We start from the raw sequence: 11754 nt of genomic DNA on the forward strand, positions 1-11754 counted from the left end.
ACCCTACGAGCCTCCCCCCGAACTTTTCGGGGGCTACGAGCGCAACAGCCAGAGCGATCGCTCCGTGCAGTATTTTTCAACTGCTGCAAATGATGTTAAATCTAGTATCATATGCTACCAAAGAATAGTTATTAATTATCGGTTATACCACATTATAATCGATTTAAAAACTGTGGATAAATAACTTCAGAGTATGCTCAACTTGGCTCGATTTGCAATTTGACATATCCGGTTCGTCAACTGCTTGTCGGCTTACTAAAAAGCGAGGAAATTTGCGAGTAATTCTTGAAGGTTAACTTTTGGGAATTGGGAATTGCTAATTGCTAATTGATGAAGTTATTGTTCGCTGTGCGTTAACTTTCGCGAACCTAAGGAAAGCAATCGCAAGGTTGGAGGTTGTTTAGCTCATCGCGAGCAATTACAACTATATCGGTCGGAAAAAAGCAAAAATCCCATCTTAGAAAATCCAATTTTTCTATCCAGATCGATCGTTATAATAATAGCTGTTGGTTTCAAAAAAGCCAATTACCAATTACTACTTACAGATTAATTTATTCAGGGTGATTCCGTGAGCGAAGTAAATTTTTATCGCTTTTTATCGCTGACAGCCAACCTTCAGCCATGCGATCGGCTATATTGTCTTTAGAAGTACATTAATTTGTTCGCAAAGCGGAATAGTCTCACCGCCGATCGCGCCAGCTTCTGAATAAACATAGTCTGCTGTCAATAACAGCAAGGAAGTGTGGAATCATGTCAAAAGTTTTAGTAGTGGACGACGTAAAGACCGAACTAGAAATCATTTGCCGCATTCTTCAAGATGCCGGACTGGAAGTGATCCGCGCTAACGACGGCGAAGAGGCACTCGCCCTGATCCAAAAAAAGTGTCCTGCTCTGGTCGTTTTAGACGTAGTGATGCCGCGAATGAACGGGTTTGAATTGATCAGAGAATTGCGGGGCCATCGCGCAACTGCAAACTTGCCCGTAGTATTTTGTACTCATAAAAACACCGAGATCGATAAAGCTTGGGGAACCGATTTAGGCGCCGACGCTTACGTCAGCAAACCCTTTGAACCTCAGCAACTCGTCAACATCGTGCAGCGCCTGCTTTCCGCGTAAACAAAACATAAAGCGATCGGCAGTTTCTCAAAAAACATTATACCGACAAATCCCGTTTTTTTTAATAAACTGGGTTTTTGAAACCCCTAAAAGTTTTATGTTTAATGATAGCGACCTGCTTATTTGCAAAATCCGCAATTTATTTAGCGGAAACATTTTATGCACCAAAAATGATGCTGAAAAACTCGATCTGGGGTCGGTTTTTAGACCAAAGCAAAACCATAATTTGTAAGCTACACTAAAAACAAAAAATAAGCAATGAAAACAACTGCTCCCCGGGCGGGCAATCAGACAAGTGGAACAAAGCAATTTCTCCTGTTCGGTCAAGGAGGCAGTCTGTTCGCCATAGAATTAGAGGCAGTGCGGGAAGTCCTTTCGCTCAAGGAACAACCGATTTCCCCGGTTCCCAACACCCTGCCATTTTTGCTGGGATTAACCAACTTGCGGGGCGAAATCTTAGCAGCAGCAGACTTCGGACGGTTTGCGGGCATCGAGCCGGTTGATACCTACCACCCAAGCAGCCGCATCTTAGTGGTAGAAGCGCCCGATCCGCGAGACGTGAGATTGTCGAGAATGCGTATAGGATTAGCCGTCTCCCGCGTCGAAGGAGTTTTATCTCTAAATCCCGATCGCACTGTCTCAGCGATAGATGTCAGTCCCGACTTAGCACCTTTTTTAAAAGGTCTGTACAATTCCGAAGGACGCTTGCTAATGATTGTCGATGTAGAAGCGATCGCCCATTCGGAACGCTGGTAAAAATCAAGAATACAGATAAATCAGCAACTGCTTTCCATCAATAAATTTAACTAACGATCGCCGGCATCCGATTTGCCCCTCCTTAATTTTATGATCGAACTTCTCTATACCTGGATCGCAACGACTTTCACCCTGACATTGCCTGACTTCTCCGCATCGGTAGTAGCTGGGGCTGCTAACTGCATCATTTGTGCGTGTTACTTTGCCATCGCCTGGCTGATCACCTTAGGTTTGTGGCGAAACCGTCAATTCGGGTTCGACATCTTCGCCACAGTCACAGCAGGCATATTTTGGAGCTGCGCTTTCGGTCACAGCGGCCACGCCGCCGAATACCTGGGACTGCCGCACTCCCCGGTGGTGCAAACAGTGTCGGATTGGATAACTGTAATTCCGGCGATCGCTTTTTTGAGTTTGTCCAACCGCTACGACTTCTTAGTAGGTTCCACCCAAATCCTTAACTCTAAAAAAGAAACAGAACAAGCACTGAGCGAAACTAACCAGCGATTTCACGCAATCTTCGACCAAGCTTTTCAAGTGATCGCATTATTGGAGCCAGACGGTACTCTGATCGAAGCAAATCAGACAGCGCTAAAATTGGGCGATTTCCAAGCATCAGAAGTGCTGGGGCTGAAATTTTGGCTCACACCTTGGTGGGCATCATCTCCAACCAACCAGCAGCGCCTAAAAACGAACATTAAACAAGTCTCGATCGGCAATTTAGTCCGGGAAGAATACGAAATCACCGGCCCCAACAACGATGTGATAGTAATGGACGTGTCGTTTAAGCCACTTTTCAATAAAACAGGAGAAGTATTTCAAATCCTCGCCGAAGGCCGCGACATTACCCACCGCAAACAGACAGAAGTGGCATTGCAGCAGATAACCGCAGAGCTAGAGCAGCGAGTGAATGAAAGAACCGAGCAGATCCTGCAAACTAACGCACAATTGGAACAGGAAATTCGCGATCGCACCGCAGTCCAAGAGCAATTAAAAGCCTCTGAACAATTCTTAAATAACATCCTCAACAGCATCTCAGACCCGATTTACGTCAAAGACGAACAGCACCGCTGGATAACATTAAATGATGCTTTTTGTCAATACATAGGTCACCGCAGATCGGAACTAATTGGCAAATCCTACGACGACTTCTTGCCCAAAGAGCAAGCAGACACATATAGAGCAACAGACGAATTAGTTTTCTTGACAAATACCAGCAGGGAAAGCCAAAAAATCCACACAGACTCAGCAGGAAACACCTGCTATTTCTCCGCCAAAAAATCTACTTTTGTAGATGCCGACGGCAGAAAATTTCTCGTTTCCGCAATTAGAGATATCACCAAGCGCGTGCAAATGGAAGAACAACTGCGGCACACGCTCGCAGAAGCAGAAAGCTCCCAAAACTTGCTGCGGACAGTCATTGACGCTACGCCAGACTGCATCTTCGTCAAAGATCGAAACTCGCGCTACACGCTAGTCAATGCAGGTTTCGCCGCCGCCTTCGGCAAAACTCAAGCCGAAATAATCGGCAAAGATGACGCAGAAATCGGCATATCTGTCGATCGAATCTTTGGCAGCTTCCAGGCCCAAACCGATTCCCAGAACCAAATCCAAAACTTCCCGGCTGGCAACCAGGTGGCGCCCGACTCCAACGACTTAGCCACCTTAGCCGACGGCAAAGTACACAGCTTCGACACGCTGACATTGCCCCTCAAAGACGCAGAAGGCAACATTTTAGGAATGCTCGGCTTCGCGCGCGACATCACAGAGGGCCGCAAATCCGAACAAGAACTATTGCGGTTCAAAGCAATTTTAGAAACCACAACAGACTGGGTAGTCATAGCCGACACCCAACAGCGCACCATTTATCTCAACCGCGCCGCCAGAGAAATGTTGAGAGTTGGCCAGGACGCTGATTTAGCCGGAATCAACATTTCTGAGATGATATCCCCCAAAAGTATCGACACTATTGTCAACGTCGCCATCCCCGCAGCTTGTCGGGACGGGGCGTGGAGTGGCGAGACAGTTTGGCAGAGTTTAGACGGCGAAGAACTACCAGTTTCTCAAGTAATAGTGGCCCACAAATCTGAGAATTCAGAAGTTGGATTTATTTCAACTATCGCCCGCAACATTAAAGAACGCAAGCGCGTAGAACAAGCCTTGGAGCAGAACTTGCAAATGCTCGACCTGGCGAGCGACGCTTTGATAGTTCGGGATATTGACGGCACGATTAATTATTGGAATCAAGGAGCCGAACGGATGTACGGCTGGACAAAAAAAGAAGCCTTGGGAAAACTCACCCATACTCTATGGCACACCATTTTTCCCCAGCCTTTAGCAGATATATGGGTACAGTTAGAAGCGCAAGATTATTGGGAAGGAGAACTAATTCACACCACCAATTACGACACCCAAATCACCGTATTCAGTCGCTGGAATTTGCAGAGAGACGAACAGGGAAAACCCAAAGCAATTTTAGAAACTAACAACGACATCACGGGGCGCAAACAAGCCGAAATCGAAAAGCAAAGATTGATTTCTATCGTAGAAAGCAGCTCGGATTTTATGGGCACGGCTACCCTGGAGGGAGACGCAACGTACCTGAATGCCGCTGGTATTAAACTAGCCGGATTGCAAAATATTGAAGAAGTCAAAACCAAAACTCTATATGACTTCCTAACACCAGAAGATGCTAGAAGCTTAAAAGAAGAAATCCTGCCGGCTACTGTGCGAGACGGTTTTTGGCAGGGCGAATTCCGCTTGAGGAACTTTCAAACCGGCCAAAACTTTCCGGTTGACTTCACCCTATTTACAGTCAAACACCCAGAAACCGGCGAGCCTATGGGCCTAGCTACAGTTACTCGCGACATCAGCGATCGCAAACGCTCAGAAGAGATGCTGCGCGATCGCGAAAGACTGTTCCGAGCCATTTTCGACCAATCGTTCCAATTCATAGCTCTGCTCAAACCGGACGGCACCGTTTTGGAAGCCAATCAAACAGCCCTCGCCACAGCAGACTTGCTGCTCGAAGACATAGTAGGCACCCCGTTTTCGGAAATCCTGTGGTGGCAGATTTCCCCAGCAGCCAAGCAACAGATACGAGAAGCGATCGTCTCTGCCGCGGCCGGCGAGGTAGTCCGCTACGAAGTGGATGTGCTAGTTGCCGGCGGTGCCGTGGCGACCGTTGACTTCTCCATCAAACCCATCAAAGACGACAGCGGCAAAGTCTTGCTGCTAATTCCAGAAGGCCGCGACATCACCGATCGCAAAGCCCTAGAACGAGAATTAGTTTTGCGTCAAACCCGCTTTGACGCATTTTTCACAGCCGCCCCGGCCTCAATGTTTATTTTTGACGACCAGTTGCGCTTCGTGCAAGTCAACGAGAAATTAGCGCAAACCACCGGCACCTCAGTTGCCGAACACCTCGGTAAGACGGTGAGGGAAGTTCTACCTGAAATGATCGATACCCTACAGCCGATGTTGGAGCAGGTTCTCGCCACCAACCAACCGTTTTTAAATATTGAGGTGTCGGGTTCAACCTTCAACCAACCGGGCGTCGTGCGAGATTGGCTGGCGTCATACTTTCCTTTACCGGGCTCTGACGGCAAACCCATCGGAGTTGGGGGAGTAGCAGTAGAAATTACCGATCGCAAAAAAGCAGAAGTAGAGCGCGATCGATTTTTTATCCTTTCCCTAGACTTGGTTTGTATTATAGATTTTGAAGGGAAATTCAAGCGCCTCAATCCCGCTTGGGAAACAACCCTCGGCTACACCCTAGAAGAAGTGGAAAACCAACCTTTTATCAATTTCGTCCATCCAGACGATCGCGAAGAAACCACAGCCGAAGCGGAAAAAATATCCGATGGCGCCGAAGTACAGTTGTTTGAAAATCGCTACCGCTGCAAAGATGGTTCTTACAAGTGGCTGTCGTGGAAAGTGCGACCTGAAACCGAACAAAAGCTCATGTATGCAGTCGCTCGCGACATTACCGAAAGCAAACAGGCGATGGTGCAACTGCAACAAACAACAGCCCAATTAGCCCGTTCCGAAGACCAATTTCGCCAGCAAACCAATCTCTTGCAACTGCTAATAAACAGCATTGGCGACGGCATAATTGCTGCCGACGAAAATAGCAATTTTATTTTGTTCAACCCCGCCGCCCAAGATATGTTTGGCACGGGTTCGACAGAGACTCTTCCCAACGAATGGTCGGCAAAATACGGTTTATTATTGCCCGATACCGTAACTCCCTATCCCCCAGCCGACATACCTTTAGCGCGCACGGTTCGAGGAGAAGCCTTTGACGACTTAGACCTTTTCACCCGCCACGCAGGCAAGCCAGAAGGCCTGTGGGTGAAAGTTAACGGCCGGCCGCTCAAAGACGAAACGGGGGCGCTTAAAGGCGGCGTAATAGTTTGCCGCAACGTCACCCAGGAAAAAGCATCCCAGCAGCGAATGCAGCAGTTGGCAGAGGCACAGGAACGCTTGGTGCAAGAACTTAAAACGCGGCAAAATGCTCTCGACGAATCGGCGATCGTCAGCGAAACTGACCCCAAAGGAACGATTACCTACGTCAACGACAGATTTATTGAAATATCCGGTTACAGCATGGGAGAACTCCTGCACCGCAACCACCGCCTGATCAATTCCGGCTACCATCCCAAATCATTTTTTCCAGAAATGTGGGTGACAATTTCTCGCGGTTTGGTGTGGAAAGGGGAAATCAAAAACCGACGCAAAGATGGCTCGTTTTACTGGGTAGATTCGACGATCTCCCCCATCTTTGATACCAGCGGCACAATCATCAAATATATCGCCATTCGCTTTGACATCACCGAGCGTAAAGAGGCAGAAGAACGACTGGAAAAATTGGCAGCAGAACGCAAAGCTGAAGCTGATTCTCTGACGCAGCAAGTCCTCAAATTGTTGGGAGAAATTAAAGGTGCTGCTCAAGGCGACTTGACAGTCAGGGCGGAAGTGACTAACGACGTTTTAGGTGCTGTCGCCGACTCTTTCAACTTCTTAATCGGCTCTCTGCGGAAGGTGGTAACGGGAATTCAAACTTTAGCCGAAGAGGTAACATCTGCCACCGGCGAGTCAATTAACAATACCAGCCAACTCACCCAACAGGCGGAAATTCAAGCCACAAAAATATCTGCCATCATGCGGGAAATCGAGCGGATTGTGCATTCTATCCGCGACGTGCGAGATGTTTCGGTGCGCGCCGAAACAGTTGCCCAGCAGTCTTCTAACACGGCTGAAGCAGGCGGTGTGGCGGTCGATCGAGCTGTCGAAGGCATTAACGGGCTCCGGTTGACGATCGCCTCTACCTCAAAAATGATGAAGCGTTTGGGCGAATCTTCGCAGCAAATTGGCAAAATTGTGACTTCGATTTCTCAACTTGCTTCGCAAACTAATTTATTAGCTCTGAATGCTACTATTGAGGCGGCGCGAGCCGGCGAACAAGGTTTAGGCTTTGCAGTTGTCGCCGAAGAAGTGCGGAAATTAGCAGAAAGATCGGCTGGCGCTACTGAGGAAATCTCCGAAATTGTCGCTACTATTCAAGAAGAAATCAGCCGCGTGATGAAGGCAATGGAATCGGGGACGCTGGAGGTAGTGGAAGGCACTAAGCTGGCAAGCGAAGCTAAAACTCACCTCAATGCCATCATCGAAGTTAGTCGAGAAATGAATGCTTTGGTGGAAAATATTACTCGCGCATCTGCTAAGCAAACTGTTTCGGCTGAGGAAGTTTCTAGTAGTATGCAGCAAGTCAATGAGATTGCTAATACAACAGCACAAAAAGGTGCGGATGTCAAGGCTTCTTTGGACGATCTGTCTGGTTCTGTCAGCAAATTGCAAAAGTCGGTGGCGAATTTCCGCAGTTAGTCAGTTGACTGTTGACTGTTGACTGTTGACTGTTGACTGTTGACTGTTGACTGGTGACTGTTGACTGTTGACTGTTGACTGTTGACTGTTATACGACTCACTAATAACTATCGTTGTTGTCGGGGCGGGTTGACAAATATCCTGAATGCGAATTTATAGATAATCGTGAACCCAACCTGGCAACAATTACAGTTAAATAACGGGACATCATATATAAAAAAACTGCCAACAGACAACAGACAACAGTTAACTGTCAACAGACAAAAGACTAATATGAATGATGACGATTTAAACGAATTAATAGATGCTTATAATGCAGAATGCGAAGAGTTTCTCCAGTTAATGGAGACGAACCTGCTGGCGATGGAAGCTGCGGGGTTGAAAGAGCGAGAAGTGGCAGTTAAAGAAATGTTTCGGGCGGCTCACTCGATTAAAGGTGCGGGTTCGATGTTGGGCTTTCAAAACGTATCGGCGGCGGCTCACACGCTGGAGGACTGTTTTGTCATTTTGCGCGATCGCACAGACTTGTCGGCCCTGGAACCGACTACTGTGAGTGTTTTGCTGCAAGGTGTGGATGCTCTCAAAAAGATTGCCCTCGAATCAATTCAACACTCCGATGTCACAACTCCCGATCAAACAGAAAACTTGGAGGTGATCGCCCAAATTTTTGCTCAGTTCGAGGCCAAGTACGGCAAGTCAGAAGAGTCGCCAGTCCCCGCAGCCAGCCAATCGCCCGCCCCGGAAACTCTGAAACTGATTTTTGAACAGGAAGTGCCGCCACTCTTCAATCGCCTAGAAACCGAGCTTTCCCAAGCTTCCGAGGCAGATTTGGCAAAAAGCGTCACCGCCCTTCATAAGGTTTACTACCAAATCTCGGGTTTGGCTGGAATGCTGCAATTGCCTGATTTTGGGAAAGTCGCCGCACCCCTGAGAGATTTGATCGACTCTCCAGACTTGACTCTACAACGGTTGCAATCCGAGGGTTGGGCGATCGCCCAAAACTTGCAAACTGCACGCCAACAAATATTGGAAGGAAGGGCGATCGAAATCCCCGAAATCTCCCCCTCCCCCTCTCCCCCAGCCCCCAACCCGCAAAGGCCGACAATCCGCGTAGACTTAGAACGCTTAAATGAATTGGTGAATCTAGTCGGAGAATTAGTCATCAACCGTACAAATTTAGAACTTCAAGAATCCGAACTGCGCGGCGAAGTCAAGCGCATCCGCCGCAGTATCCTAGATTTGAACCAATTCGGCGGTCAGTTGCGAGAAGAATACGACAGACTGAGTTTTGCAGACTGGAGAGGGGGAAACGGTTCGTCTGGATTGGGAAAACTTGCAGCAGCAGAAACAGAATTCCCAATGATTGCTAACGGCAAATCCTCTGTCCCCCATGCTCACTTCGATATCTTAGAGATGGATCGTTATACAGAGTTCCACTCGACAGCCGCAGAAGTCATCGAAACTGCCCAAGCAATTTCTCAATCCGCCACCAAATTAGACACCTTAGCCATGAAATTCGAGCGCAGTACGGACCAACTGCGCCGCATTACCGAGCAACTGCGCAGCCGCGTCATGCAGTTGCGAGTCGTGAATTTCAGCCGCGCCGTCGATCACTTGCCCAGAGCGCTCCGGGATATGTGCCTCACATACGATAAAGACGTCAACCTGCTGCTAGTGGGAAGAGATACCAAAATTGACGAAAGTTTGCTCGACGCTTTGCGCGACCCCTTAATACACTTAGTGAGAAACGCTTTCGACCACGGCATCGAAATGCCCGAAGTTCGGCAAGCAACTGGCAAGCCCGCCAGCGGTCAAATTGAAATAGAAGCCCGCCACCAAGGCGGCCAAACTATTATTACTGTCGCCGATGACGGCAGAGGCATTGACCCGGAAATCATTCGCCGTAAAATTGTCACAAAGGGTTTGGCGACGGAGGAACAAGCTCAAGAATTTTCCATTGCCGAACTCTACGATTTTCTGTTTTGGCCGGGTTTCAGCACTGCAGAAGGGGTCAGCGACCTTTCGGGGCGGGGAGTCGGGCTCGACGTGGTGCGAACAAATTTGCGGACTGTGCGGGGGACTGTGAAGGTAGACTCTCGCCTGGGAAAAGGTACGAGTTTTATCATCAAACTGCCGCTGCTGCTGTCGATTACTGATGCCTTGATGGTGAAGACCGATCACAATAAAATAGCAGTACCGCTGGATGCAGTCGAGGAAATTCTGCACATTAAAGCCTCGGAAGTTCACATGGCCGGCAATCAGCCGATGCTTTGGTGGCGGGAGGAATTTATTCGTTTGGTGAGGATGCAAGATTTGCTCGAATACAGCGTCGTCGCCCCGGATGCCCCCTCTCCTGACCCTTTGACCCTAGAGGAAATTCCCGTCCTGGTTTTGGCTTCTACCGAAGGAATGCTGGCGGTGGCCGTGGAACGGCTGATCGGCCAGCAGGAAATTGTGGTTAAACCTTTGCCGCCGCCTCTATCCAAGCCTCGCGGGGTTTTGGGGACTACGATTTTGGGGGACGGGCGCGTGGTGACAATTCTGGATGTGGACGATTTGGTGGGTCAACCTTCGACCAATAGTTCGATCGCCGCTGTGTCCGGTAAAGTGCAGGAGATGGCGCCGAGTTCGAGTCAGTCACCGCTGATTTTGATAGTGGACGATTCCTATACAATTCGCCAGTTGCTGTCTCTGACGCTGACTCGTGCTCGCTACCGGGTGGTACAGGCTAAAGACGGAGTGGATGCCCTCGAACAGTTGCAAAATGGTCTTGATTGCAGTTTGGCGATCGTGGATATTGAAATGCCCCGGATGGATGGATTTGAATTGTTGCGATCGATCAGATCGACCGAGCAGTTTGCTAATATTCCCGTAGCCATGCTGACATCCCGCAGTGGCGAAAAACATCGGCAAATGGCAATGGAATTAGGCGCAAATCAATACTTCACCAAACCTTACAGCGAGGCCCAACTTTTACAAGCTATCCCCAAATTAATCAAACACTCAATAATCCACTCTAAAATCTAAAATCTAAAATCTAATAATCCCCAATCTCAAACAAAGTTTAGGCAAAAAGTGGTTTGACACGCGAATTATAGCGGTAAAGTGCGCGGCCCGGCGCACGGTAATAAAATCAAAAAATCAAAAAATCTTCAATCTAAAATCTAAAATCTAAAATCTAAAATCGAATGACTCACGCCAATTACAATCGTCGCTTCCGGAGCCAGAAACAAGGCACTGTTAGAATTACTCCTAAAAAATTTGTTTCCTTTGAACTAGGAAATGTTTACTATGCTGTTCCTATTGAACGAGTGGAGCGGATTGTTAAAAACTTTAATCCCTACGGTCTTTTACCGGGCGGTAACAGTTTAGTCCGACATCAAGAAGAACTGATTACGCTGATTAATTTATCTAAAATATTTCCCAGTGACGGCTCTAGACTCGACTCAAACTACCTAATTGTTTGCACTTTAAATAAGAACGATCGGTTGGGGATTCCCATTCCTGATATGCCAAAAATTTTGGAAATTTCCCAAGAAAGCTTCTGCGAGATTCCTGAATTGTACCGTCAACAGCAACTGCCTCCGGTAATAGAAAAGTTAATTCGCGCACCTGACGGTTCCGAAGTTTTTTATCTGAATGTGGATCTATTTAGCGAAATGTAGGGTGTTCACTTTTCCAGGTACTATACAATATAAATCGTATTTTCGCCAAAAGTTATTTATTTATGAAAAAACTCACAATAATGTCGATCGCCCTACTAATTTTTGCAGCAACTCTTGAATTGCCGAAGGTGGGGCTACAACTAAGTGCGATCGGGCAAATAGAAACACCCCAACCAATCCCAACACCCCAACCCGTCGACACGCCCCCACCCAACCCCACCCCCCCCGCGCTCCCCGCCGACCTTCTACTAAACTCCGAGCAAATTCGTCGAACCTTTCAGACAGTTTTTCATCCAACAATTTACCCTCGGGACTAAAAGCTTTCCAAGCTTGT

5 protein-coding genes and 1 pseudogene are annotated in these 11754 nt (G+C 47.9%); 5 read left to right on the forward strand and 1 reads right to left on the reverse strand.

The window, feature by feature from the left end; translation table 11 throughout:
* The first annotated feature begins 750 nt into the window (after window positions 1-750).
* The 5 genes from E5S67_RS15890 (at window position 751) to E5S67_RS15910 (ending at window position 11420) form a co-directional block, all read left to right on the forward strand.
* Window positions 751-1116: a response regulator transcription factor gene (locus E5S67_RS15890; RefSeq protein ID WP_172188840.1), complete on the forward strand. Its 366-nt coding sequence runs from the start codon at window positions 751-753 to the stop codon at window positions 1114-1116.
* A gap of 258 nt (window positions 1117-1374) precedes the next feature.
* The gene (locus E5S67_RS15895; protein WP_172188842.1) at window positions 1375-1872 is read left to right on the forward strand and encodes a chemotaxis protein CheW; all 498 of its coding nucleotides are present in this window, start codon (window positions 1375-1377) and stop codon (window positions 1870-1872) included.
* A gap of 90 nt (window positions 1873-1962) precedes the next feature.
* Entirely contained in the window at window positions 1963-7755 is a 5793-nt protein-coding gene (locus tag E5S67_RS15900; protein ID WP_172188845.1) for a methyl-accepting chemotaxis protein, read from the forward strand.
* Window positions 7756-8028: 273 nt separating this feature from the next.
* On the forward strand, window positions 8029-10782 hold the full coding sequence (locus tag E5S67_RS15905; RefSeq protein ID WP_172188847.1) for a hybrid sensor histidine kinase/response regulator: 2754 nt from the start codon (window positions 8029-8031) through the stop codon (window positions 10780-10782).
* Window positions 10783-10943: 161 nt separating this feature from the next.
* Window positions 10944-11420 (forward strand): chemotaxis protein CheW, encoded by a 477-nt coding sequence (locus E5S67_RS15910; RefSeq protein ID WP_172188849.1) that lies wholly within the window; start codon window positions 10944-10946, stop codon window positions 11418-11420.
* Between the two features lie 72 nt (window positions 11421-11492).
* Here E5S67_RS15910 and E5S67_RS33400 read toward each other — a convergent pair.
* Window positions 11493-11754, reverse strand: a pseudogene (locus E5S67_RS33400) (hypothetical protein); the annotation flags it as partial.

The sequence above is a fragment of the Microcoleus asticus IPMA8 genome (assembly GCF_013179805.1).
Classification (GTDB): Bacteria; Cyanobacteriota; Cyanobacteriia; order Cyanobacteriales; family Microcoleaceae; genus Microcoleus; species Microcoleus asticus.